Consider the following 24,798-nt stretch of genomic DNA (forward strand, 5'->3'; position numbering starts at 1 on the left):
GTGGGCGGCCCCGATGAGGCTTCTCTGTGTCCCGCCTGTGCGTTTCCTGTGAACGATCACCCTGCCGGGGAGCGAAACACAGCGCGTGCCCACCGACGGCACAGCTTCCGCACAGCGACGGCGCCGACCATGGCCGCAACCGACCACACGGAGGCGACCAGATGACCGAACCGACCAAACCCGCCGAACCCCCGGCGGACGAGACCGCCACCTGGGGCGCGCCTGCCCCGGCGGGTGAACCGAAGAAGACCTGGTCGGGCCGCAAGACCGCGATCGCGGCCGTGGTGGCGGTGGTGATCGCCGCCGGCGGCGGAGCCGCGATCTGGGCCGGAACCGCCGCGAACGGCGCCGAACAGGGCGGCATGATGGGCGGCCCCGGCGGCGGCCGGGTGCTCGTCGGCCCTGGCGGGGGTATGCCGCGCGACACGCTGCACGGCGACTTCGTCGTCTCCGACGGCAAGGGCGGCTACCGCACCGAACGGACGCAGACCGGCGAGATCACCGGGATCAGCGCGACGTCCATCAGCCTGACCAGCAAGGACGGCTACAAGCAGGTCTACACGATCGACGCGTCGACACGGAAGACCGGCGATCCCAAGACCGGCGAGACGGTGATGGTGAACGCCACGGTCACCGGCGACACCGCGACGGCGACGACCATCGGCAAACCGGGGCAGAACCAGCGCGGCGGACCCGGTCAGGGGCAACAGGGTCAGCAGGGGCAGGACGGCCCGCGCCGCTACTGAGCCACGACGGCGAGCAGCGCGGCGGCCGTCTCGGCGGGCTCCTGCCCGGTGGTGTCCAGGACGACGCGGTCGGTGCGGGCCTGCCGCATCCGGGCCGCCTCGGTGACCGCGCGGGCGGCCACCCGGTCACGGACGACTGGTGGCACGCCACGTAGTTCGTCGCCCGCCAGCAGCGCGCTTTCGCCCTCGGCGCGGCGCCCGACGCGTTCGGTGAGCGTCGGGGCGTCCGCGTCGAGGTGGACGACGGTGACCTCCTCGAAGACCCGCCGGTGCTCCGGAAGGAATTCCCTGGCGACGACGATCAGCCGCTTCGCTCCGGCTTCGCGGTAGCCGCGCCAGACGGCCGCGAGATTCGCCGCCTCCAGTGCCGGATCCGGACCGGGGTTCGCGAACCCGAGTTGCGCTAGATCGACGTAGGCGACGGGCATCTCGCGTGCCCAGAGGTCCCGCAGCGCGCTGAAGGCGGCCGTCGATTTGCCGACCGCCGTCGGTCCGGTCACCACGGTCTCCTCGTGCCGCTGCCCGGTCGTGTCCATCGCCTCGCCGAAACCGGTGCGGTCATAGGCGTCCGCCACCGCGTACAGGCCGGGCAGCGCCGCGGCGGGTGATCCTCGGCCGAGGAACCGGCTCCGGAGTTCGTCGCGATCGCACGTCAGCCGGATGAGGGTGAGGTCGAAGTCGCCGCCACCGAAATGCGGCTCGACACCGTTTTCGGGGTCCACGATCCCGGACACGACGAGCTGCCTGGTACCCCGCGAGCGCAGGATCCCCAGCACCCGCAGCAGATTGGCCGCCTTGATCGCGTGTGCGGCTTCGCCACCGCCCGGAGGCGGGCCGATCAACCCGAGCTGGTCGATGTCGACGTACGCGACGTTGCCGCCCGCTTCCACGATGCGCGTGTACAAACCCCAGGCGGTGGTGGACTTCCCGGCTCCCGGTGCTCCGGCCGTCCACAGCACGGGAGTCTTCGTGATCCCCATGGCTTTCGATCTTAGGAACCCCTGTCCAGCGAAAATAGGGCAGAGTTGGGCGCGTGCGGGACATCAGTGGTTCGCTGGCGAGACAGGCGTATGCGGTCGCGGCCGTCTGCCTGGCCGCCGACGCCGGGCTGTATCTCATCGGCGGACCACCGCTCTCGCTCGGCTGGCAGGTGTGGGTGCTGCTGGTAGGTGGAATCCTCGCCAATGCCGCGCTCGCCGGGCCTTCGCGTTACTCAGGCTGGGTTTCCGCCGCGCACGCCGCCCTGCTCGTCGCCGCGCCGATCCTGCTGTACCCGTACGACCACTACCTGCAGGCCACGAACGCGGGCGTGCTGATCGCGGGCTACCGCGCCGGCGCCTGGCTCGCGACCAGACCCGCGCTGGCCGCACTCGCCGCGATGCTCGCCGGTCTCGTCGCCTGCAACCTCATCCCGGTCGACCGGGGCGATCGGGACTGGCGCGTGCTGATCATCGACGTCGGCGTGAGCGGGCTGCTGCCGTGGATGGTCGGCCGCTACACGACCGCGCGGCGCGCGTACATCGCCGATCTCCAGCGCGCGGAGGAACAACGGCGGCAACACGAAGCCGAGGCCGTCCGCCGGGCCGTCGCCGAAGAACGCACGACGATCGCCCGCGACCTGCACGACGTGATCTCCCACCACGTCAGCGCGATCGGCGTGCACGCCGGCGCCGCGCGGCTCGGGCTACCGGAGGGAGAACCCGCCGTGCGGCGTTCGCTCTCCGCCGTCGAATCGTCCGGCCGGGCCGCGATGGCCGATCTGCGGCGTCTGCTGGATCTCTTGCACGGCAAGGAGAACGACGACGCGCAGCGGCAGCCGGGGTTGGACAACCTCGACGAGCTGCTCGACAACCTCCGCACCGCCGGGCTGCCCGCGCGGCTGACCACCCACGGCGGGCCGCGGGAACTCCCGGGTTCGGTGGACATCGCGCTGTACCGCATCGCGCAGGAGGCGCTGACGAACGCGCTCCGGCACGGCCGCGGCGGGATCGTCGAGATCGACCTCGCCTACCGGCGGACGGAGGTCGTCCTCACGATCACGAACGAGATGGGCCGCCCGAACACGTCGGCCGAGTCGACGAAACGCGGTCTCGCCGGAATCCGGCAACGGGTCGCGTTGTTCGGCGGCCAGGCGGAATGCGGACCGCTCGACGACGGGCGGCACTGGCGGATTAGAGTCGGTTTTCCTTTGGAGGCACAGTGATCCGGGTTCTGCTGGCGGACGACCACGCGATGTTCCGGTCCGGGATGCGCGCGGTGCTGGACACCCAGGCGGACTTCGAATGCGCCGGCGAGGCAGCGGACGGACGCGAAGCCGTCGCACAGGCGGCCGCGCTGCGCCCGGACGTCGCCGTGCTCGATGTCCGGATGCCCAAATTGGACGGTCTGGCCGCGACCGAGGCGATCATGTCCGCGCCCGGTAACGACACCCGCGTCCTCGTGCTGACGACCTACGACTCCGACGAGTATGTGTACCGCGCGCTGCGCGCCGGTGCGAGCGGGTTCCTGTTGAAGAGCCTCGCGCCCGAGGAACTCGTCTCGGCCATGCGTGTCGCCGCACGCGGAGACGCGCTGATCGACCCGACGGTGACCCGGCGGCTCGTGTCGACCTTCGCCACCAGCATCGAACCCGCGGCCGCCGAACCGGCGGAACTGGAACGGCTCACCTCACGCGAACGCGAAGTCCTCATGCTCGTCGCCGACGCCTCCAGCAACGCGGAAATCGCCGCGCATCTGCACGTGGGCGAAGAGACGGTGAAGACCCACGTTTCCCGTATCCTCGCCAAACTGGGGTTGCGCGACCGGGTGCACGCCGTCGTCTACGCGTTCCGGAACGGCCTCGTCGGCAGACGATGATCGGTTCGCCGGACGGGGCTCCCGGTGCCAGAATCACCGCAGGGCACGTCGAGGCGGGGAGCCGTGGATGAAACGCTGGGTGACGCTCACGATCGGACTGGTCTTCCTGCTGGTGGGCGGCGTCTGGGTGCTCCAGGGCGCCGGCGTGCTGACCGGCAGCTTCATGACCGGGCAGAAACTGTGGTTCCTGATCGGGCTCGTCGCGTTCCTGGTCGGGGTGGTGCTGGTGGCGGCCACCGCCCGCCGCACCCGGCGGGCCCCCACCGAGGACTAGCCGCGGCCTTTCACGCTTTCGGACCTCCGCCGGCATGCGTGATCGGAGACGGATCACGCGAGTCCCGCCTTCAATCACGTGAGTTACGCGCCCGATCACGCGAGTACCGCTTCTGATCACGTGAGTCGCCCGGGTCGGTCACGCGAGCTTGTTGTGCGGGATCGGCGAACTCACGTGATCAGGGGCGCGACACGCGTGACCAGAGGTGCGACTCGCGTGATCGGAGACGGAACTCGCGACATCAGGCGATCTTGAAGATCGGGTAGCCGGGCGCGATCGCCAGCAGTTCTTCGTCGGAGGCCTTCGCGTCGACACCGTCGAAGAACACGCCGACCTCGAACTTCCAGCGCTTGAGGTACGCACGCAGGATCACCGGCTTCTCGTGGTCGGCGAGTTCGGTGTAGGTGAACGTCTCGGTCCGGCGCCCGACGCTCAGCTGTCCCTCACCCGCGACGCGCAGGTTGCGCACCCACTGCGTGACACCGCGCGGCGCGACCAGGTAGCGCTCCCCGTCCAGTTTCAGCAGGTTGACCGGGACCGAGCGCAGTTCGCCGCTTTTCCGGCCCCGGACCGAGAGCACCCGGCTGCCCAGGACCGAGACGCCGAGCTTCGTCAGCTTGAGCACGAACTCGTTGAACGCGTTGGTGGCCTTGGCCGGCTTGACGTAGCGAGTGGCGGCGGCAGTAGTGCCGGCGGCAGTGGTGCTGGAGGCGGTGACGCTGGGGGTGGCGGCGTCAGCGGCGGGGGAAGTGGCGGTCATCTCGGCTCCTCGAAGTCTGCGAGAGCAGTGCTCTCTGTTAAGAGCAGTGAACACCAGAGCAGTGCATCGTGTCAAGAGCAGTGCTCTCGTTTAGGTGCGATGCTCTATGGTGAGGGCATGGCTGCCACCCAGACCGCGCGCGAACGCGCCCGAGCCGAGCTCACCCGTGAGATCAAGGACGAAGCCCGCCGCCAGCTCGCCGAGGTCGGTGCGCTCGGCCTCTCGCTCCGCGCGGTCGCGCGGGAGCTGGGCATGGTCTCGTCGGCGCTCTACCGGTACTTCTCCAGCCGTGAGCAGCTGCTGACCGCGCTGATCGTCGACGCCTACAACGCCGTCGGCGAGGCCGCGGAGGCGGCCGACGACCCCAAGAAGTCCTCGCTGGCGAGGTGGGAGTCGATCTGGCACGCGGTCCACACCTGGGCGAAGGCGCACCCGCACGAGTACGCGCTGATCTACGGCTCGCCGATCCCCGGCTACCAGGCCCCGCAGGACACCGTCGCACCCGCGGGCCGGGTGGCGTTCGCGCTGGTCGCGGTCCTGCGCGACGCGAATCTCCGGGTCGAGACCGAGGTCGGCGAGATGCCTGTCGAGCTACTGCACCAGCTCGACGCCGTCACCGAGATCCTCAAGATCAACCTGGCGCCCGAGACGGCCTCCCGGCTGCTCATGGCCTGGACCCAGCTGTTCGGGATGATCAACTTCGAGCTGTTCGGCCAGTACGTCGGCTCCGTCGACCCTTCGGACGCCTTCTTCGCGCACGGGATCCGTCAGATGGCCGAGTTCACCGGGATCAAGATGACCGGCTGAGCGCGGTCCAAGACCGCATCAGCAACTGGACGGCGTCCACCACGTCCTCGTCGCCGGTCCCCTCGGGACTGAGGAAACGCTGCAACAGGAGACCGTCTTCGAGCGCGTGCAGGATCAACGCGAGGAAGGCCGGATCCGCGGGCGGTTCCGCGCCCCGCGCGGCGAGCTCGGTCCGGATCGAGGTCTCCAGCAGTGCCCTTGTCGACTTCTCGCCTTCGCCGACGAGCGGGCGCGCGTCGGGATTCCGCAGCGCGTAAAGAGCCAACTCGGTGCGCAGGGTCAGCCAGCCGGCGAGGTGTTCGGCGCGTTCGACGTTCCACGCGCGCAGGCGGTCCATCATCTCCACGAAGGAGCCGACGCCCTCACGCAGCGCGGAGACCTCTTCGGCCTCGCGCTGGGTCCGGCGGCGCAGCAGTTCGACGACCAGCTCGTGCTTGCCGTCGAAGTTGCCGTAGAAGGCCCCTCGGGTGAATCCGGCTCGTTCGGCGATCTGCTCGACGGACGTGCCGTTGACCCCGCGTTCGGAGAACAGCTCGGCGGCCGCCGCGAGCAGGCGCTGTCTGGTCTGCTCGCGGCTTTCTTCCCGCGTCAAGCGCTTCGCCGTCACACGGCGATCTTAGAGCTGTGCCGAATCAGCTCTCAGCGGGAGAACGTCCGTTCTCCCGGCCGGTCAGCCACACCCCGCCCGCGAGAACGGCTGCGGCGACCACGACGGCCACGGCGGTGAGCGACCACAAGGCCTGGCTCGCCAAGAACGCGGCGACCGCGCCGAAGAGAACGGCGACGAGGAGCAACGGCGTGGTCCGGACGGCTGTGGCGGCGGGGACGGTCACCATGGGGGCTTTCCCTTCGGGGTGGGGCGCGAAACACTCGGTCTTCGCGGAGGGGACCGCGCCGGGTCGGTGGCCTTACGCCGAGCGGGGCACGGATCACCCTTCCGGGCGAGATACCCGCGTGGCGGCTAGCGTCACGCCGAGGATGACATCGAGGGAAAGGCGGCTCGCGGTGGAGAAGTGGGCGGAGCAGGTCGGCAGGATCCGGGTCATCGGAACCGGGGTGATGGGCCGGGGCATCGTCCAGCTCGCCGTGACGGCGGGGCTCGAGGTCGAGCTCGCCGACGCCCGGCCCGACGCCGTCGGCGAGGCCATCGACCACGTCGGCGCGATGCTCGGCAAGCTCGCCTCGAAGGGCAGGATCACCGAAGAGGCCGCCACGGCCGCGAAAGGCAGGCTGATCGCGGCCGAAGACCCGCTGGCCCCCGCCGACGGTGTCGACCTCGTCATCGAAGCGGTCCGCGAGGACCTGGAGATCAAACGCGCGCTGTTCGCCGAACTGGAACGGGTCTGCGGCCCGGACACCGTGTTCGCCACCAACACCAGCTCGCTTTCGGTCACCGGGATCGGTGCCGCGCTGACCGATCCGGGCCGCCTGCTCGGCCTGCACTTCTTCAATCCGGTCCCGCTGATGCGGCTGGTCGAGGTCGTGCCCGGCGCGCGGACGGCCACGTGGCTGCCGCCCGCCGTGACCGAACTCGTCCGCGGCTGGGGACACGAACCCGTCCTCGCCCGCGACGCGCCGGGCTTTCTGGTCAACCACGCCGGCCGCGGGCTGGGCACCGAGGCGCTGCAGATCCTCGCCGAAGGGATCGCGACCCCGGCCGAGGTGGACCGCGTCGCGCGTGACGTGCTCGGCTTGAAACTCGGCCCGTTCGAACTGCTGGACCTCACCGGCCTCGACGTCTCACATGCCGTGCTCGAAAGCATCTGGAGCGGCTTCCACGGCGAACCGCGACTGCGGCCGTCGTGGCTGACGCGTCCCCGCGTCGCCGCCGGGCTGTTCGGACGCAAGAACGGCGAGGGCTTCTACAGTTACGTCGACGGGCAACAGCAGGTGGAGCCGGAGCCTGCCGCGCCGGAGGCCCCCACCACTCCCGTGTGGGTCGACGACGAACGGCTCGGCACGCTGCTCTCGGCGGCCGGAATCCAGGTCGTGCACTCCGCCTACCCGGACACGGTCCTGATCGTCAGCCCGATCGGTTCGTCCACTGTGGACACGGCACTGGCCGCGGGCCTCCCGGCGGAACGGGTCGTCGGCGTCGACCCTCTCGGCGGCTACGGGAAACGCCTGACGCTTTCGGTCCACCCCGCACTCGACCCGGCCGCCGGCCGCACCGCCTGGGGCGCGCTCGCCGCGACCGGGCTGCCGGTGACCGTGGTCCGCGACGGCCCCGCGCCGATCGCGCAGCGGCTGCTGGCGTCGATCGTCAACACCGCCTGCTTCATCGCCGGACAGCGCCTCGCCACACCGGAGGACATCGACACCGCCGTCCGGCTCGGCCTCGGTTACCCGCGCGGCCCGCTGACCTGGGGCGACGAAGCGGGCGCGGACCTCGTGCTGCGGGTCCTGCGCGGCCTCGTCGCGAGCACCGGCGACCAGCGCTACCGGCCGAGCGCCTGGCTGACCGAACGGGTCGCGCTCGGCCTGCCGCTCGCCTCGACGGGCACCGTCCCCGCCGACCTCCAGCGCTGAGGGTCGAGTGGGTCATGAGTATTTGGGGTCGTTCTGGCCAAGAGTGGTTCAGATACCTGGGGTGGGCCGGGTAGCGGCCAGTCCGTGAAGGACTCCTTGCCTCGGCTCAGCCGAGGAAACTCGACCTTCACACCTTCCCCAGTACATGAAGGCCCCCATCCTTGCGCCAGGCGCAAGGATGGGGGCCTTCATGTACTTCACCAACCCACCCAGCGGCCGCGTCGCGAAAGCCACTTTCGGGACATCTGACGTTGCGAAAGTGGCTTTCGCAACGTCACCGCGGCCTGCCCCACCCGGGCCCCCTTCACTCCGGACCCCCAAGCGCGTGAAGGGGGCCTTCACGCGCGATCAGTGCCTACCAGGGGCGGTCGGTCACCGCACCGTTGGAGGCGTTCCAGAACACGTAGCCACCCTGGAAGTTGTTCTGCCTTCCACCGGTGACGACCATTTCGTCGGTGGTCGGGTAACGCAGGTAAGAACGTTCCCAGCCGAGCGCCGCCCAGCGCTTGCGGATCTCGCCCCACACGCCGTGCGCGTCGGTCGCCATCGACCAGTAGATGGAACCGGCCTTGGTGAAGTGGGTGTACCGGCCGACGCCGTCCGGGGTCGCCGCCTCGTCCGTGGCCGGGTATCCCATGGGCCCGGCTTCCCAGCCGAGCGCCGCCCAGCGGACGCGGATCCGGCCGTAGATCGCCCTCGCGTCCGTCTGGACGGTGTAGTAGATCGAACCGGCCTTGCTGAAGTGGTTGTAGCGGCCGAGCCCGTCCGGAGTGCCCGCCTCGTCGGTGCTCGGGTAACCCAGCGGTCCCCGCTCCCAGTCGAGCGACGCCCACTTCTGCCGGATCCTGCCGTAGATCGGGTGGGCTCCGGTGTTCACGGTGTAGTAGATCGACGACTGCAGAACGCCGGGCCAGACCGGGAAGTGGTTGTACCGGGCGACACCGTCCGGAGTGGCCTGTTCATCGGTGGCGGGCGGACCGAACTTCACATGCCCACCGGCGGCGAGGTACTTCTTGAGGATCTCGCCTTCGATCTGCTTGACGCCCGTGTCCTTCGACCAGTACAGCCGCCCACGCTCGTAGGTGCGGAAGCGGACCGTGCCGTCGACGGCTTCGGGTGCGGTCGGGGCGCCGAGTCGTTGCGCCAGCGCGGGTTCGTCGCGGTAGCGCTTGTCGATCGGCGTGATGTAGTTCGCCGTGATCGTCTGGTCGACGGTGCCCATGGTGATGTTCGTCAGCCGCCCGGTGGCCCCGTTGGACCAGCCGGTGAAGGTCGACGAACCGTCGGAAGCGACCTCGGCCGCCTGGATCTCGACGGTCGCGCCTTCGACCACCATCGCCGAGGTGGCGCCGCCTTCCGGCGTGATGCCGAGCGCCGCGGCGACGTTGCTGGTGAGGGTCAGCCGGTGTTCGCGCGGCTTCGCGACATAGGTCTTCGAGACCGTGACGCCGGCGCTGTCGGTCGCCGTCGCGGTGAACTCCAGGTTGGAGTCCGTGTGGTCGGTGAACGGCATGGTGAACTCGGGGCCGGTGCCGCCGCGGTCCGGATGCGCGTGGCAGACCGCGTTCTCCGGGCAGTGCCGGACCAGCGTGGTCCAGGTGACCGGGAGGGCGCCGTCCTCGGTGTCGGTGATGGTCGCGCCGACCTTGACCTCCTCGCCGACCGCGAACAGGCGGTCACCGGGGTCGGTCATGACGAGCTTCGGCGAGTGGTTTCCGGGCGCCACGGCGATGTCCGTGCTCCCGGAGGCCTGCAGGCCGTCCTTCACCGTCAGTTTCGCGGTGAACTTCTCGGTCCCGGCCGCGTAGGTGTGGCTGACCTTCGCGCCGGTGCCGGTGGTGCCGTCGCCGAAGTCCCACTCGTAGGTCAGCGGGTCGTTGTCGAAGTCGTAGGAACCGCTGCCGTCGAAGGAGACCGTGCGGGTTTCGGGGTTCGTCTCCGAAGTCGCCACCGCGACGGGCGCCTTGTTCCCGGTGGTGTAGCTGAGCCGTCGCAGCATGCCGGTGTAGATGTCGGCGTACACGATGTCGCCGTTGGCCGCGGCGAGGAACTTGACCGGACCGCCGATGCCGGTGAACTTCGGCGGCGTCTCCTGCGGGCGGACGACGCGGCCCTGCGTGTCGTACTTGGCCGTCCAGAGCTTCTGGGTGGCGTAGTCGCCGAAGAAGTACGCGCCGCGGTATTCCTCCGGGTACGACTCTCCATTGTAGACAATGCCCGCGGTGATGCTGTTGCCGTTGTCGACGCCCTGTCCGTGGCGGATCGCCAGCATCGGCGGGGTGTTCACGGCCGAAGCGCACTGCGGCATCGCGGAAAAGCCGTCGGCGGGCTGGTTGCCCTCGAAACACGGCCAGCCGTGGTTCGCGCCCTTCTGGACGAAGTTGATCTCTTCCCAGGTGCCCCAGCCGACGTCGCCGACCACCGGCAGGCCGGTGCTGGCGTCGAGGCTGAACCGGAACGGGCTGCGGAAGCCGCTCGCGAACACCTTGGAACGCAGCGAGTTCGGGTTCGCCGCGGTGTAGTAGGGGTTGTCCGGCACGCCGGCGCCGTCCGCGGTGATGTGGAAGATCTTGCCGAAGATCTTGTCGAGGTCGTACACGTTGAGCGCGAACGGGTCGGCCGCGCCCTGGAAGCGGGAGCTGTCGCCGGTCGAGACCCACACCGTGCCGTCGGGGGCGGCCACGACACCGGTGATGCCGTGGATGTCGGTGTTGGCGGCGCCCTCGATGAGCACCTTCTCCCCGGTCAGCCCGGTCGGCCGGTCGGTGCCGGAGACGGTCCAGCGCGAGGCGCGCAGGGCGATCCCGCCGCCGGCGACATCGACCGCGCGGGCCGTGTAGATCACGCGGGAGGTGGCGTAGTCGGGTGCGATCGCGATACCGACCAGCCCGAGGTCACCGGTGCTGCGAACGGGCAGGGTCGCGATGCTCTGCGCCTGTCCGGTGGTGGACACCCAGGCGACGTTGCCCTGCTTTCCGGTGGTGAGCATCGAGCCGTCGGGCAGGTAGGCGAAGTCGGTCAGGTCGTATGGAGCCTGCCCGCTCTGCTGGTCACGCAGGACGAAGCCGGGTGGCATAACGGGTGCGGCGGACGCGGAAGTCGACGTCAGCGGCACCAGCAAGGTCACTATCAGCAACGTCACGACGGCGTGACAGAGCGCGCGGAATTTCGAAGGCATGCAAGGGCCCCTTCCCCAGTCGAACGTCTCATCGACGGGGCCCAGGTGGGCATTTCACACTTTCGAGTGCCTTTATCGAATTGTGATCACCACCTTCGGTCGATCACCTGCCCCGTGCTCCGGTTCCACGTGACGTAGCCGCCTTGGAAGCTGTTCTGCCGTCCGATGGGGATGCCGAACTCGTCCGTCGACGGGTAGCGCAGGTACGACCGCTCCCAGCCGAGCGCCGCCCAGCGCTGCCGGATCGCCCCGTAGATCGCGTGCGAGTCGGTGGCCATCGTCCAGTAGACCGAGCCCGCCTTCGTGAAGTGGTTGTACCTGCCGATCCCGTCGGGGGTCGGCAGCTCGTCCGTCGCCGGGTAGCCGAGCGGCCCCCTCTCCCAGCCCAGTGCCGCCCATTTGACCCGGATCCGCCCGTACACCGGATGCGCGCCGGTCGACGGCGTCCAGTAGATCGAGGACTGCGAAGTGCCGGGCCAGTTCGGGAAGTGGTTGTACCGGCCGACGCCGTCCGGAGTGCCGGTCTCGTCCGTCGCCGGCGGGCCGAACTTCCGGTGCCCGCCGAGCCCGAGGTACTTCTTGAGGATCTCGCCTTCGATCTGCTTCACGCCGGTCTCGGCGCTCCAGTAGAGCCTGCCGCCCGCGTACGCCCGGTAGCGCACGGTCCCGTCGGTGATCTCGGGCCCGGTCGGCGCGCCGAGCCGTTGCCGCAGCGCGGGTTCCGCCTGATAGCGCTTGTCGATCGGGGTGAGGTAGTTCGCGGTCATGGTCAGGTCGTGCCCCGGGACGGTGACGGTCACCGTGCGCGAGGTCCTCCCGTCGGACCAGTTCACGAACGTCGAAACGCCGTCCGCGGCGACCTCCTCCGCCACCACCTCGAACGTCGCCCCCTCGGTCACCATCGCCGTGTTCACCCCGCCCTCGGCCGGGATGCTCAACGCCGCGGGAACACTGCCGGTCAGCGTCAGCCGGTGCTCACGCGGCATGGCGACGTAGGTCCTGCTCGCCGCCACCCCGGCACCGTCGGTCACCGTCGCGGTGATCTCGACGCGGGAGTCCTGGTGATCGGTGAAGGGCACGGTGAAAGCCGGTCCGCCGCCCGGCGAACCGGGATGCGCGTGACAGGTCGCCTCCTCCGGGCAGTGCCGGATCAGCGTGGTCCAGGCGACCGGCAGCGCGCCGTCCTCGGCGTCGGTCGCCGTCACCCCGACGACGACCGGTTCCCCGACCGCGAAGGTCCGCGCGCCGGGATCCGTCAGCACCGGATCCGGCGAATGGTTTCCCGGCACCACGACGACATCGGTGCCGCCGGAGGCACCGAGCCGGTCGGTGACGGTGAGCCGCGCGGTCGCACTCGTCATTCCGGCACCGTAGGCGTGGGTCACCCGGACCCCGGTCTGGCTCGTACCGTCGCCGAAATCCCAGTGGTAGGTCAGCGGATCGCCGTCGAAGTCGTAGGACCCGGCGCCGTCGAAGGTCACCGTCCTCGTCGACGGCTCGGTGCTCGACGTCGCCACCGCGACCGGTTCCGCGTTCGTCCCCGGATAGCTGAGCCGCCGCAGGTTCCCGGTGTGGATGTCGGCGTACACGATGTCGCCGTTGGCCGCCGCCGCGAACTTGACCGGACCGCCGACACCGGTGAACTTCGGCGGCCGTTGCGGTGCTTGGACGAGCCTACCCTGACTGTCGTACGTCATCGTCCAGATCTTCTGCGTGACGTAGTCGCCGAAGAAGAAGGCGCCGCGGTATTCGTCCGGATAGGACGATCCACTGTAGACGATCCCGGCGGTGACGCTGTTTCCCTCGTCGATCCCGGAACCGTGGTGGTAGGCGGTGATCGGCGGCGTGTTGACCACACCCGCGCAACCGGCGAGGCCTGCGTACCCGGGCGTGGGGGAATTCCCTTCCCAGCAAGGCCAGCCGTGGTTCGCACCCGGCCGCACGATGTCGACCTCCTCCCAGGTGTTCCAGCCGACGTCGCCCACGACCGGCAGGCCGAGCCGCGGGTCGAGGGAGAACCGGAACGGGCTGCGGTAACCGCTGGAGAACACCTTGGAGCGATTCGAATCCGGCGCCGCGGTGGAGTAGTAAGGGTTGCCGGGCACACCGGCGCCATCCGGTGTGACGTGCAGGATCTTGCCGTACAGCTGATCGAGGTCGAGTGCGCGCAACGCGCCCGGATCCATCCTGGTGAAGTCGGCGGCGTCACCGATGGAGATCCACAACGTCCCGTCCGGTGCCGCGACGAGCCCGGAGACTCCGTGGACGTTGTGGAACCCGGGAAGGTCGACGAGCACCCGTTCGTTCGCGAGGCCGGTGGGGACGTCCGCGCCGGTCACCGTCCAGCGCGCCACCCGCATGGTGAACGCGCCACCGCCCGTGTCGAACGACCACGCGAGGTAGATCCGGCGCGACGTGGCGAAATCCGGGGCGACGGCGAGGCCGACGAGACCGAGATCTCCGATGTCGTGGACGGGAAGGGACGCGACCGTCCGTGCCGGGCCGGCCACGGGCACCCAGGCGACCTGGCCGCTCTTGCCGATGCTGAGCACCGAACCGTCCGGCAGATAAGCGAAATCGGTCAGGTCGAACGCGGCCTGACCGCTCGGCTGATCACGCAACACGAAGCCGGACGGCAGGGTGGGCGCCGCGCTCGCTTCCGGAGCGCCCACCCATCCCGGGAGAAGCAGGATGGCAACCGACAAGGCCACGAGTATGCGAGTGAGTGCCCAGCTCAGCTTCATCGGCGCTTCCCCACTTCCGGCGTGTCATGGCACGTCGCCGGGGAAGGCCGGGTCATTGCGGCCTTCGGCTCAACGCAACCGAACCGCAATGATCCGCACGAGAGCGCTGCCTCACGGTGGTCGTGAGTGGCGATTCGGGTTAGAACCCGAATCGCCACTCACGACCCACCTGGCCCACTCGCCGTCGCGACCCTCAGGCCACGACCTGCACCACGTCGCCGCTCTGCAGTGTCGTGAAGTACTTCTGCGAAGCCGCCGCGGACAGGTGGATGCAGCCGTGCGAGTACACCGAGAGGCTGCCGGTGTGGAACGCGATGCCCGGCAGGAAGAACACCGAGTTCGGCATCGGCGCGTCGAACTGCTTCGAGTGGTAGTTCTTGACCTTGGCCGAAACGTGGAAGACCCCGGTCGGCGTTGCGTGGCCCTTCTTGCCGGGCAGCTGCTTGACCGGGCCGTAGATGACCTTGCCGTCCTGCAGCAGCCACGTCTTCAGCGCGGAAAGGTCCACGCAGGCGCTCACGCCCGGCGAGGCCAGCGCGGCCTTGCAGGGGACCGCGGCGGCGTTGGCGGCGGGCTTGGCCGCCGGTTTCGGCGTGGGTTTCGGCGTCGGCTTGGGCTTCGAGGACGTCGGCTTCGGCTTGGAGCTGGAGCTACTGGGCGTAGGCGTCTGCGAAGACGTGGCAGGCGCCGACGTGACAGGCGCCGACGTGGTCGTGGTCCCGCCCGCCGGGTCGCCCTGCGCGACGGCGCCGCCACCGGGCGCGCTGCCGCCGGCGTCGCCGGAACACGCGGTCAGCACCAGCGCCGTGGCCAGCGCGCTCACCCCCACCAGGAACTTCTTCACGACCCGTACCCCCGTTTGCCCGTAGTCCCGCTGACATGGGTAAAGACGGAGGTCGCCCGTCCGGGGTTGTTGATCGGAAGGTCACGATCGCGTCTCAGGGCACGCGGCCGACGACCCGCGCGTACATCCGGCCCGGATTGGCGCCTTCGTCCAGGTATCCGGGCAGCGGCGGCAGGTCCCGCGCGAACACGGCCAGCCGCCCGAACAGTTCGTCCGCGTCGGACGGACGCCGTTCCGGGTCCTTCTCCAGGAGATCCGCGAGCAGCACCCTCAGTCCATCCGGGACACCGTCCACTTCGGCCGGGCTCTCCTTGACCTGCTTCTCGAAGACCGCGTACGCCGTCGGGCCGGTGAAGAGCTGCCTGCCGGTCAGCATTTCGTGCAGGACGCAGCCCAGCGCGTACAGATCGCTGCGTGGCCCGGCGATCCCGCGCTGGATCTGCTCGGGCGCCATGTACGCGGGGGTGCCCAGGATCTGCCCGGCGCGGGTGAACTGGGCGACGTCGGTCTCACGCAGCATCGCGAGCCCGAAGTCGAGCACCTTCACGCTGCCGTCGGGACACAACATCAGGTTGGTGGGCTTGAGATCGCGGTGGCAGATGGAAAGCGCGTGCGCGGCGGACAGCACGGCGCAGGCCTGCGCCGCGATCGCGGCCGCCCACGGCACCGGCAGCGGCCCGTGTTCGGCGGCGAGATCGGCGACGGTCACGCCCTCGATGAACTGCATGACCTGGTACAGCCGCTCGTCGTAGGTGCCGAAGTCGTATAGCGTCGGCGCGCCCGCGTGTTCCAGGGTCGCGAGGATCCGCGCCTCGCGGATGAACCGCTGCTCGAGTTCGGCGTCCGGACCGCCGGGAAGCCCGAGGAACTTCACCGCCACGCGGCGGCCGAGATGCCGGTCGTGGCCCGCGTAGACCGCGCCCATCCCACCCCGGCCGAGCGGCAGCTCGTCGAGTTCGTAACGGTCCGCGATCAGCACCTAATTCCCCGGCCTCAGTTGACCTTCCGTCAGACCGGTCAAGCCTAGCCGTACCAGCTCCAGGCCCGATTCCGCCGCCTCGCGCAGGGCGTCCTCGAAAGCGGCGAGCCGGGTGAACGCCGCCCCGTAGGCCCGCTGCGTCTCGATGGGCAGGCGCGGGATCCGGGTGCGCTTGAGGTCGATCCTGGTCGACGAGGTCGGTGCGACCTGCCCGGCCGCGCGCAGGCAACCGGCGAGGAACGCGGCGTCCAGCCGTTCGGGATCGGTGCGGTACTTGGACATCGTCGGCTCCACCGTGACCGTCTCTCCACTGTGGACATACGCGGGTACGGCGGGCGACGCGACGACATCGCCCTCTTCCACCGATTCCGGCACGATGAGCAGGCCGGACTTCAACAGCTCGCCGATCGTGGTGAACGCCGGCTTCTCGTCGGAAACCGCCAGCGACGGCAGTTCCGGCCGGATCCCGTCGAACCGCTTCCGGACTTCCAGGAACGCCTCACCCGCGTGTTCGTCCCGCGCCTGATACCGCAAGGGAGAAAGGTCGATCTCCTCGTCGAGCAGGTCGATGATCCGGACCGCGCCCGGCACCTCGACGCCGCGCAGATGCGCCGTCCACTGTTCCTCCACAGTGGACGGATCGGCCAGCAGAAGCACCCTGGACGGCGGCCGCTCGCCGGGCTCCGGCCGCCGCAACAGCCAGAGATCCGCCCCGCCGACCGTGACCACGGCGCGCAAAGCCCCGGCCCGCAGCAGGTTCCCGCGGATCCGCCGTCCGGTGCGGCGTCCGGCGGCGGCGGGCGGCATCCGGATCGCGACCAGCCCGCCGGGCTTCACATGTGCGAGACAGTGCTGGACCCACGCCAGTTCCGGTTCGCCGCGCGGCGGCTGGCCGTACTCCCAGCGCGGGTCGCCGACCAGGTCGTCATAACCCCATTCGCGTTCGTTGAACGGCGGATCGCAGACGACGGCGTCCGCGAGAACCCCTTCGTAGGAGTCCATCGACAGCGCGTCCGCGCCGTACATCTCCATGTCGGCCCCCGCGAGCAGCAGCCGACGCGCGGCGATGCACGAGGTCGCCGGATCGTCGACCTGGCCGAGCAGCCGGGTCCCGCCGGAGGCGAGCAGCAGGGTCCCGAGCCCGCACGCGGGGTCGAGCACGACGCCGGGTTCGGGACCGATGAGCCGGGCCATCAGCGCGGCCACCGGCTCGGGAGTGACGGACAGCCGGCGGGAGTGCGCCTCGACGTAGCGCTCGCACAGGAACTCGAAGGCCTCCCGCGGGCCCTGCTCGTCGGCGAAGCGGTCCACCAGTTCGAACAGCTCGACATCGTCGTAGCGGGGCGAGAAAGTCCACGCGCCGGGCCGCGACAGGTACGACCCCACCCGGCCGACCCGCAGGCCGAGCGACAGGTCGTCGCCGAGGTTCCGCAGCCGCTGCCAGATCCGGTCCCCGAGCGAGATCTCGACCGGTTTGCCGCGCTCACGCAGCCAGTGTTCGACGTGGACCAGGGAAAAGAGGGGGCTCGACGCCGTCCCGCCGACGGGCGGCGGAAAATCTCCGTACCGTCGACGCCAGTTGCTCACCGCGGCGCGGCCGACGCCGGCGATCCGCGCGATGTCCGCCGCACTGACGGTGGCTTGCTCCTCCATCGGCGCATCGTAACCGACAGCTGAGCATTCCAGCCCTTTGTTTGTGAACTCAGTACACAGCTGCTTTACTGGGGTCCATGAGGTACACCCTTCGGTACGCGGCCGGCTCGGACGTCGGGCGGCGCCGCCAGGTCAACCAGGACTCGGTCTACGCCAGCGCCAGGATGCTCGCGGTCGCCGACGGCATCGGCGGCCAGCCACACGGCGAGGTGGCCAGCGCCGAGGCGGTCGGCGTCCTGTCCCGGCTCGACGCGGACCTCCACGGTTTCGACCTCGCGGAAGTCGACCTGGCCGAGGTGCTCTCCGGCGGCCTGCGCACCATCGACGACCGGCTCGCCGCGACGGCCGAGCGGGAACCCGAGACGCGGGGCATGGGCACCACCCTGACGGCGTTGCTGTTCGACGGCTCGCACTTCACGGCCGCCCACATCGGCGACTCCAAGGGATATCTCCTCCGCGGAGGAACACTTCAGCGCTTCACGCGCGACCACACCCTCGCGCAGGCACTCGCGGACGACGGCCGCATCGACCCATCGGAGGTCGAGGGGCACCCTCGTGGCTCGCTGTTGATGAAGGCGCTCCTGAGCACCGGGAGCGGCGAAGCGGACATCTGGGCCTTCGACGCCGCCCCCGGAGACCGTCTCCTGCTGTGCTCGGACGGGTTAACGGCAACGGTTGTCGAAACCGTTATCAAGGACGTCCTCGGCGCGTTCCAAGATCCCGCCGAGACCGTCCCGAGGCTGATCGACCTGGCCAACGAAGGCGGCGGACCGGACAACATCACCTGCGTCGTAGCCGACGTTCTCTCCCCCGCGCCCGCCTGAACCCGGGAAGCCGCAAACGCAGGTCAGACCCGCCTTCGAGGGGGCGAAAGGGCATCCGGTAAAGTTCCCCACGGAGGATTGGCCGAGCGGCCTAAGGCGCACGCTTGGAAAGCGTGTTGGGTTCACGCCCTCGCAGGTTCGAATCCTGTATCCTCCGCCGTCAGCAAGGCCCCGGACGTTCCGACGTCCGGGGCCTTGTTGATTAGTTAGCAGGACCTTCACTTAACAGAGTCAGTTGATCACGCTAAGTTCAATGGTGGTCGTTCCAGCCCCCGACGTCCCAAGGAGTCCGCCAAAATGGCCGGAGTCGAAGAGATCCGCGCTGGTATCGCGCTCGCGAACGAGAAGGCATCCGCGAGCATCGCCGCACTTCAGCAGGCAGCGCAGTCTCTCGAAGAAGCCCAGCTTTCGCTTTCCCAGGCCACCCAGGGCAGCACCCAGCACGAGGTGAGCCAGGCGCACGGGCTTCTCGCCGAGGCCCTGCAGGGCATCACCGGTATGCAGAGCACCATCCAGGCGGGCATTTCGTCGGCCGAGTCCTACTCGACCCGCCTCTAGCGCATGTACCTCGAAGAGCTGCACCAGCTGCTGACGGCCGTCCAAACCGGCCTCGCCGACGGACGTGCCCATGCCGAGCGGGCCAGAAGCCTGCTCGAGGAATCCAGGCGCGCTCTTGTGGAACCACAGGCCCAAGCCGTTCCATGGGTGCCGTCGCAGCTGGCGCAGGCCGACGAGGGGATCGAAAACCTCCTGACGCGCCTTTCCGCCGCTGACGACCTGGTCAGCGGTTACCAATCACGCCTCTGAGATCGGCGAGCCGGTATGGGCAGCAAAGCGAGTGAACAGCGCAATCGCGTCGTTACGGCGCTGGAGCGGGTCCGGCACCAGATCGGGCTCGTCCTCGGCGCCGCCGCCGGCGCCCGCCAGTCCGCCGAAGCGGAACTGGCCAAGCTTCGACTGGAACAGCACATAGTCCGGGTGGGGATGAACAACTCCACCTCGGAGCAGTACACCGAATGGTCGCGGCACCCCGCCGCGAACGAGGTGTTCGGCCTGCTCGGCAACGTGCGTGGCCAGTTCTACGCGGACTGGGAAGCGGGCCCGAACGAGCTGCGCGAACTAGTCGCGAACAACGCGCCGGGCCCCGCGAGCCGGGAGCCGGGCAACTGGCTCGGCCGCGTCGGCGGGAATCCCGGCATCACCGCGCCGGGGTTGTGGCGCATCGGTTCGGCGACCGTGCCGGGCCGGGATGTCCCGCGCACGTTCGACGTCGCGCTGCCGCTGCTCGACGAGTCGCATCTGTCCATCACATCGGCGCCGAAGACCCGGGCCGCGGTGGACGGCATCGTGCAGAACCTGCTGACGCGGATCCTGAGCACGTTCGAACCCGGCGCGGTGCGCGTCCACCTGTGGGACGTCGGCCAGCTGACCGCGATCCTGCCCGACCTGTATCCGCTGAGCCGCACGAGCGCGCTCACCCTGTACGACCCCGGACGGCTCGAAGACCTCCTCGACGAGCTGGCCGGGCACATCCGCCGCATCCACGCGACCGGGATGCAGGCGGGGCACACGTCGCTGCGGGAGATCCGGCGGGCGAGCGGCCAGCGCGTCGAACCGTTCCGCGTCGCGGTGCTCTACGGCAACGGCGAGACGCTCGAACCGGAGCGTGCCCGCGAGCTGAAACGCGTCGCCACCGGGGCACTGGCCGCCGGGATCTGCCTGATTCTGATCGACGTGCCGACCATGCTGTCGACGTCGGTCGAATCGCTGAGCCTGCACGACGACCGGCACGCGACGAGCAGCATGACCGGCCCCGACCTGATCGTCGACCTCGACCCGCCGATGCCGTCCGGGCAGGTCATCCGGGCCGCCGGGCGGATCGCCGAGGCGCTGATCGCCAAACAGGGCGGGCCCCGCGCGTTCGCCGACCTGCTGCCCACCGAACTGGGCAAGGAGAGTTCGGCGCGGGAACTCCGGGCGCCCGTCGGGTTCTTCGAGGGCGAGCCGGTGGAGGTCGTCATCGGTGACGCCAGCCCGCACGTGCTCATCGGCGGGCCGAGCGGTTCGGGGAAGACGAACTTCCTGTACTCGCTGCTCGGCAGCTTCGCGGCGCGGTACTCACCGGACGAACTCGCGCTCTACCTGCTGGACTTCAAGGAAGGCGTGTCGTTCGCCGGGCTCGCGCCGGGGCGGCGGGACGCCAGCTGGCTGCCGCACGCCAAACTCATCGGGGTCAACGTCAACACCGACCGCGAGTTCGGCCTGGCGCTGCTGCGGTTCCTCGCCGACGAGCTGCGCCGCCGGTCCGCCGCGGCGAAACTGCACGAGGTCACCAACCTCGCGGACCTGCGCGAACAGGATCCCGGCGGGCACTGGCCGCGGATCGTCGCCGTCATCGACGAATTCCAGTACCTGTTCGCCGGCCGCGACGGCGTGACGGCGACCGCGACCCAGCTGCTGGAGGACATCGCGCGGCGAGGCCGGTCCCAGGGCATCCACCTGGTGCTGGCGAGCCAGGACGTCGCCGGGATCGAGGCCTTCTGGGGCAAACCGGCGGTGTTCGAGCAGTGCACGCTGCGGATCGCGATGCCGAAGGCGCGGCGCGTGCTGTCCGAGACCAACAACGCGGCGGTCTCGGCGCCGAAGTGGCATGCGGTGATCAACCACGATTCCGGTGTGGCACACGGGAATCAGCTCGCCCACGTGCCCGACGCGAGCAGCAAGGACGTCTTCAACAAGCTGCAGCAACGGCTTTGGGAACAGTACTCGGAGTCGTTCAAGCGGCCCCGGCTGTTCGACGGCGCGCATTCCCCGGTGCTGGAACAGTTCCCGGCGTTCGCCGAGCTGAAGCCGACGGACAAACCGCGCGCGCTGCTCGGCCAGTCGATCGACGTCGACGAGGCCGCCTGCGGGGTGGATCTGCCGAAAGCACCGGGCCGGAACGTCGCCGTCCTCGGCGCGGCCACGGCGGAGGCACTGTCCATCATGGACTCCGCCGCTCGATCGCTGGCCCGCCAGTATCGCTTCGAGTCGGTGGAGTTCGTGCTCTCGTGCCCCATCGAAGCCTCCGTCCCCGCGGTGGCCGAGCTGGCCGAGCGACTGCGCGCGGAGGGACACGAGGCGACCCTGGTCGACGATTTGCCCGCCCGGGTAATCGATATCGCGGAGAAACTGTCCTCTTTGGACAAAGCACAGGTGCTGCTGCTGTACGGCGTCGACGCCTCGATCCCCGCGCTGGAGGCGAAGGCGCCCGGTCAGCTCAAGAGCGGTTTGGATCAGCTGCGGGTGCTGCTGAAGCAGGGTCCGACGCACGGCGTCCACACCATCGGCTGGTGGCGCAGCATCGCCCGGCTGAAGGACACCCTCGGTTTCGCGGGCACCGACGACATCGGCACCTGGGCGGCCTTGGACGTCCAGGGCAACGAACTGTCGCCGTTCGCCGCGGGACAGGTCGTGCACTGGTCGCCGCGGGCGGGCCGGGCACTGTTCTTCGACCGCACCACCCACGGCGCCCCTGAGGTGATCATCCCGTTCCAGCGTCCGGAAGGGCTTCTCGATGGATGACGGCATCACCGCGGCCATGCGGTACAAGGAGATCGTCGGCCGCGCGCGGACTTCGGCGGAGAACCTCCGCAACTGGGAGATCGGCCGCGCGGACGAACTGGAGGCCCGGCTCGCCGAGGCACAGCAGGCCGTCGCGGACGCCGCCGAGCGCGAGCAGCGCGCCGTCGACCGGTGCACCCGCTGGTGGAAAATGGCGCAGCACAACGTCGAAGGACTTTCGTGGCTGCCCGACGACGAGGACCCGAGGCCGGTCCCGAACGCGCGGCCCAGCTACCTGGAGAAGTACCTGGAAGAGGTCAAGCCGAGCTACCAGGAACTCGTGCAGGCCGTGCTTTCCCTGGGCTGGCGCGCGAAACGCTCCTGACCCCGCGAGTCACGCCCCCAATCACGCGAGTTACGCCCCCAATCACGCGAGTTACGTCCGGGCAGGTACGCGAAAGAGGGCCTTCACGTACCGGGGTCGAGCGCCGGTGCGGGTGGTCGTAACTCGCGTGACTGGAGCCGTAACTCGCGTGCTTGCAGTCGTAACTCGCGTGACTGGAGCCGTAACTCGCGGGTGCCGCCGGACTACGGCTTCGGCAGGTAAGGACCGAAGACGCGCTCCAGGTAGTCCGCCAGGTCGTGGAACGCGTCCAGGACCGGGTTGCCGGCGCTCGGCCGGAATCGCAGCACCTGCGGGTCGTGGTCGCTGGCCTGCTTCGCGAACTCCGCGTTCAGGTGGACGACGTCGTAGTCGAGCCCGCGCGGCGCCTTCGACGCCAGGATGTGGTCCAGCACCTGCGACTGGCCCTCGAAAACGTAGCTGTACCGCTCGTTCTCGGGCAGCGAAGCGATGAGGTCCTTCAGCGCGCCACCGGCGGTCAGCTTCTGCACCGCGGGCGAGAACGGGTAGTCGTTGATGTCACCGGCGACCACGATGTTCGCGTTCTTGTCCGACGCGAGCAGCTTGTCGACGAAGCCGCGGAGCACGGTCGCCTGCTTGACGCGCTGCACCTCGGAACTCCGGACCGGCGGCTGGTTGCGGCCGTGCGTCGGCTGGTCGCCGCCCTTGGAGTTGAAGTGGTTCGCGATGACGAACACGGTGCGGCCCTGGAAGACGAACTCGCCGGCGAGGGGCTTGCGGCTGGCCTCCCACGCTTCGTTGGCCGGGTCGACGCGGCCGGGCGAGACGGTCAGGTGGGTCTTGCCGCGTTCCTTGACCACGTCGACCGGGGTGGTCGCGTCGCCGCCCTTGCGGTCCACAAAGGACACGCGCGCCGGGTTGAACAGGAAGCCGACGCGGATGTTGCCACCCGGCTGGCCCCCGTCCTTGCCGTTCACCGGGTCGATCTGGCGCCATTCGTAGCGCGGTCCGCCGGCGGCGACGATCGCGTCGACGAACTTCCGCAACGTCTGATCGGCGGCGACGGTGCCGTCGTTCGCCGGCCCGTTGTTGTCCTGGATCTCTTCCAGGTTCAGGATGTCCGGCTTCGCCAGGTTGGTGGCGATCGCCTTGGCCAGCTCGCCGAACTTCTCCGCACCGTCCAAAGCGGACAGATTCTCGACGTTGTAGGTGGCCACCGAAAGCTCACCACCGCGCTGCGCGCGGGTGCTCTCGCGCCGCAACCCGTTGTCCTTGGCGGCGCCGAGCTTCGTCGCGAACAGCGTGTAACCGCCGAAGTTGCTGTACTCGACCGGTCCGGAGGTCTCACCGGTGAGCACGTCGCCGGTGTTGACCTTCGGGAACGGCTGTTCGGCGAACGGGATCAGCGAAGCGACCTTGAGCACGCCGGTGTTGAGCCGGTCGTAGTCAAGGTACACCGCGCCACCGCGGACGCTCGGGTTCTGCTTCGGTTTGGTGGTCACGTAAAGCTCGTTGAACGACGACGTCGGGCCGACGACGCGCGCGTCGGAGACGCTGACGATCTCGCTCTCGTGCGTCTCCCAGAAGTCCAGCGAGTACTTCGCCGGCTCCAGCGGCAACGGCTCGATGGTTCCGCCGGGAGCGGGGGCGACGGTGTCCGGAACCGTTTCCGGCGTGACGACGGTCGCCGCGGGCAAAGCGTTTCCGCTCGAATCGACCGTCCACTGTGCACTCGTCAGTTCGGTGAGCGACTGGTACGGCGAGGTCGCGGGCGCGTCCGGGTAGAACTCGCGGACGGTGCCGGCGGCGGTCACCGCGTCGCCGACGGCCACGGCGGGGGTGGTCGAGCCGGTGAAGACGAACAGGCCCTCGCTGGTGCGCGGGTCGGCGTCGGGCGCGGTGTCGGTGAGCCAGAACCCGCGGGCCGAGCCGAAGCTCCGGATCGCGGTGACCACACCGGTGACCCCGGCGACCTTGCGGTCCTTGAACGGCGAGATCCGGGTGGTGCCCTGGATCTCGTGGATCTTGGCGGTCACCGGCGGCGGGCCGGTCTCGCCCGGCGTCTCACCCTTGCCGTTCGTCGGGGTGGGCGCCCCGGAGGTGAAGTCGGCGGCGTTGTCGTCGGTGTCCGCGAGCGTCGTCCCCCTGGCGACGGACGCGGTGTTGGACGGCGCGGGCGCCGCCGCGCCCTCACGGATGGTGGCTGTCGAGCCGAAACCGACCAGGTCCTTGATCCGGGTGTCGGCCGCACAGTCGGCGGCCGTCTTGCAGGTCAGCGCCGTGGTGCCCTGGACGAGCGCGATGGTGCCGGCGGTCGCGGACAGGGCCAGCGAACCGGTGGCGTCCGGCGTCGGCAGCGCGACGGTGCCGCCCGCGCCCTTCGACTGGGCCACGAGGTACCGCGCGCCCGGCGCGACACCGCCGGTCAGCGGCGTGACCTGCCAGCTGCTCCCCGACGCGGGCGCGTACTGGACGCTGAAGCCGTCGAGGCTCACGGCGGCCGCGCCGCGGTTGGCGAGTTCGACGAAGTCGTTGGTCAGCGTGGCGCCCGAGTTGCCGCCACCGCCGTAGACCTCGGCGATCACGGCGTCGGCGCTGGGCGCGGCGAGCGCGGCCGGAGCGGATACACCGCTCACGACCAGCCCGGAAGCGACGGCCACGGTCAGGGCCCTTCTCCGGGCGGCACGTCGGGATATG

At 69.6% G+C, this 24,798-nt stretch carries 21 protein-coding genes and 1 tRNA gene; 12 read left to right on the forward strand and 10 right to left on the reverse strand.

The window, feature by feature from the left end:
- Window positions 1–161: 161 nt before the first annotated feature.
- Window positions 162–746, forward strand: coding sequence for a hypothetical protein (locus DL990_RS01085; RefSeq protein ID WP_125784947.1), 585 nt, complete (start codon window positions 162–164; stop codon window positions 744–746).
- Here DL990_RS01085 and DL990_RS01090 read toward each other — a convergent pair.
- Complete coding sequence (locus tag DL990_RS01090; protein WP_125797640.1) at window positions 740–1,726, reverse strand: hypothetical protein; 987 nt, start codon at window positions 1,724–1,726, stop codon at window positions 740–742. The genes DL990_RS01085 and DL990_RS01090 overlap by 7 nt on opposite strands.
- Before the next feature lie 53 nt (window positions 1,727–1,779).
- Between DL990_RS01090 and DL990_RS01095 the strand changes: the two genes are divergently transcribed.
- The 3 genes from DL990_RS01095 to DL990_RS01105 all read left to right on the forward strand — a co-directional run bounded on the left by DL990_RS01095 (window position 1,780) and on the right by DL990_RS01105 (window position 3,876).
- Complete coding sequence (locus DL990_RS01095) at window positions 1,780–2,949, forward strand: sensor histidine kinase (RefSeq protein WP_125797641.1); 1,170 nt, start codon at window positions 1,780–1,782, stop codon at window positions 2,947–2,949.
- Window positions 2,946–3,602, forward strand: coding sequence for a response regulator transcription factor (locus tag DL990_RS01100; RefSeq protein WP_125784944.1), 657 nt, complete (start codon window positions 2,946–2,948; stop codon window positions 3,600–3,602). Before DL990_RS01095 ends, DL990_RS01100 begins: the two co-directional genes overlap by 4 nt.
- A 67-nt stretch (window positions 3,603–3,669) precedes the next feature.
- On the forward strand, window positions 3,670–3,876 hold the full coding sequence (locus DL990_RS01105) for a hypothetical protein (protein ID WP_125784943.1): 207 nt from the start codon (window positions 3,670–3,672) through the stop codon (window positions 3,874–3,876).
- A gap of 241 nt (window positions 3,877–4,117) precedes the next feature.
- On the opposite strand, the gene DL990_RS01110 is transcribed toward DL990_RS01105, so the two are convergent.
- On the reverse strand, window positions 4,118–4,636 hold the full coding sequence (locus tag DL990_RS01110; RefSeq protein ID WP_233620356.1) for a nitroreductase/quinone reductase family protein: 519 nt from the start codon (window positions 4,634–4,636) through the stop codon (window positions 4,118–4,120).
- Window positions 4,637–4,753: 117 nt separating this feature from the next.
- On the opposite strand from DL990_RS01110, the gene DL990_RS01115 reads away from it, so the two are divergent.
- On the forward strand, window positions 4,754–5,443 hold the full coding sequence (locus DL990_RS01115) for a TetR/AcrR family transcriptional regulator (RefSeq protein ID WP_199746174.1): 690 nt from the start codon (window positions 4,754–4,756) through the stop codon (window positions 5,441–5,443).
- Here the strand turns inward: DL990_RS01115 and DL990_RS01120 are convergent.
- Window positions 5,427–6,050, reverse strand: a complete 624-nt coding sequence (locus tag DL990_RS01120) for a TetR/AcrR family transcriptional regulator (protein WP_125797643.1) — start codon at window positions 6,048–6,050, stop codon at window positions 5,427–5,429. The two genes, DL990_RS01115 and DL990_RS01120, sit on opposite strands and share 17 nt — an antisense overlap.
- Window positions 6,051–6,075: 25 nt before the next feature.
- A complete protein-coding gene (locus DL990_RS01125; RefSeq protein ID WP_125797644.1) occupies window positions 6,076–6,279 on the reverse strand; it encodes a hypothetical protein in 204 nt (67 codons plus the stop codon).
- Window positions 6,280–6,421: 142 nt separating this feature from the next.
- Here DL990_RS01125 and DL990_RS01130 point away from each other — a divergent pair, with 142 nt between their 5' ends.
- Window positions 6,422–7,972, forward strand: coding sequence for a 3-hydroxyacyl-CoA dehydrogenase (locus tag DL990_RS01130; protein WP_370451225.1), 1,551 nt, complete (start codon window positions 6,422–6,424; stop codon window positions 7,970–7,972).
- A gap of 355 nt (window positions 7,973–8,327) precedes the next feature.
- On the opposite strand, the gene DL990_RS01135 is transcribed toward DL990_RS01130, so the two are convergent.
- The 5 genes from DL990_RS01135 to DL990_RS01155 form a co-directional block, all read right to left on the reverse strand.
- On the reverse strand, window positions 8,328–11,150 hold the full coding sequence (locus DL990_RS01135; RefSeq protein WP_125797645.1) for a PQQ-dependent sugar dehydrogenase: 2,823 nt from the start codon (window positions 11,148–11,150) through the stop codon (window positions 8,328–8,330).
- A gap of 86 nt (window positions 11,151–11,236) precedes the next feature.
- Window positions 11,237–13,894, reverse strand: coding sequence for a PQQ-dependent sugar dehydrogenase (locus DL990_RS01140; protein WP_125797646.1), 2,658 nt, complete (start codon window positions 13,892–13,894; stop codon window positions 11,237–11,239).
- 193 nt (window positions 13,895–14,087) lie between these two features.
- Window positions 14,088–14,738 carry a L,D-transpeptidase gene (locus DL990_RS01145; protein WP_125784937.1) on the reverse strand — a complete coding sequence of 217 codons (651 nt, stop codon included), beginning with the start codon at window positions 14,736–14,738 and terminating at the stop codon, window positions 14,088–14,090.
- 94 nt (window positions 14,739–14,832) lie between these two features.
- Entirely contained in the window at window positions 14,833–15,717 is an 885-nt protein-coding gene (locus DL990_RS01150; protein WP_125784936.1) for a serine/threonine-protein kinase, read from the reverse strand.
- Window positions 15,718–17,370, reverse strand: a complete 1,653-nt coding sequence (locus DL990_RS01155; protein WP_125797647.1) for an N-6 DNA methylase — start codon at window positions 17,368–17,370, stop codon at window positions 15,718–15,720.
- A 77-nt stretch (window positions 17,371–17,447) separates the two neighbouring features.
- Here DL990_RS01155 and DL990_RS01160 point away from each other — a divergent pair, with 77 nt between their 5' ends.
- From DL990_RS01160 to DL990_RS01185, 6 genes are all read left to right on the forward strand, one after another.
- Window positions 17,448–18,194 carry a PP2C family serine/threonine-protein phosphatase gene (locus DL990_RS01160; RefSeq protein WP_125797648.1) on the forward strand — a complete coding sequence of 249 codons (747 nt, stop codon included), beginning with the start codon at window positions 17,448–17,450 and terminating at the stop codon, window positions 18,192–18,194.
- Window positions 18,195–18,266: 72 nt separating this feature from the next.
- Window positions 18,267–18,351, forward strand: a tRNA-Ser gene (locus DL990_RS01165).
- Between the two features lie 140 nt (window positions 18,352–18,491).
- Window positions 18,492–18,752: a hypothetical protein gene (locus tag DL990_RS01170; protein WP_005167132.1), complete on the forward strand. Its 261-nt coding sequence runs from the start codon at window positions 18,492–18,494 to the stop codon at window positions 18,750–18,752.
- Window positions 18,753–18,755: 3 nt separating this feature from the next.
- The gene (locus DL990_RS01175) at window positions 18,756–19,001 is read left to right on the forward strand and encodes a hypothetical protein (RefSeq protein ID WP_125784931.1); all 246 of its coding nucleotides are present in this window, start codon (window positions 18,756–18,758) and stop codon (window positions 18,999–19,001) included.
- 15 nt (window positions 19,002–19,016) lie between these two features.
- Window positions 19,017–21,758, forward strand: coding sequence for an FtsK/SpoIIIE domain-containing protein (locus DL990_RS01180; protein ID WP_125784930.1), 2,742 nt, complete (start codon window positions 19,017–19,019; stop codon window positions 21,756–21,758).
- The gene (locus tag DL990_RS01185; protein WP_125784929.1) at window positions 21,751–22,122 is read left to right on the forward strand and encodes a hypothetical protein; all 372 of its coding nucleotides are present in this window, start codon (window positions 21,751–21,753) and stop codon (window positions 22,120–22,122) included. The genes DL990_RS01180 and DL990_RS01185 overlap by 8 nt, the downstream gene beginning before the upstream one ends.
- A 203-nt stretch (window positions 22,123–22,325) precedes the next feature.
- Here the strand turns inward: DL990_RS01185 and DL990_RS01190 are convergent, their stop codons facing one another.
- Window positions 22,326–24,761 carry an endonuclease/exonuclease/phosphatase family protein gene (locus DL990_RS01190; protein WP_199746175.1) on the reverse strand — a complete coding sequence of 812 codons (2,436 nt, stop codon included), beginning with the start codon at window positions 24,759–24,761 and terminating at the stop codon, window positions 22,326–22,328.
- Window positions 24,762–24,798: the final 37 nt, after the last annotated feature.

Source organism: Amycolatopsis sp. WAC 01416, assembly GCF_003947485.1.
In the GTDB taxonomy this organism is placed as follows: domain Bacteria; phylum Actinomycetota; class Actinomycetes; order Mycobacteriales; family Pseudonocardiaceae; genus Amycolatopsis.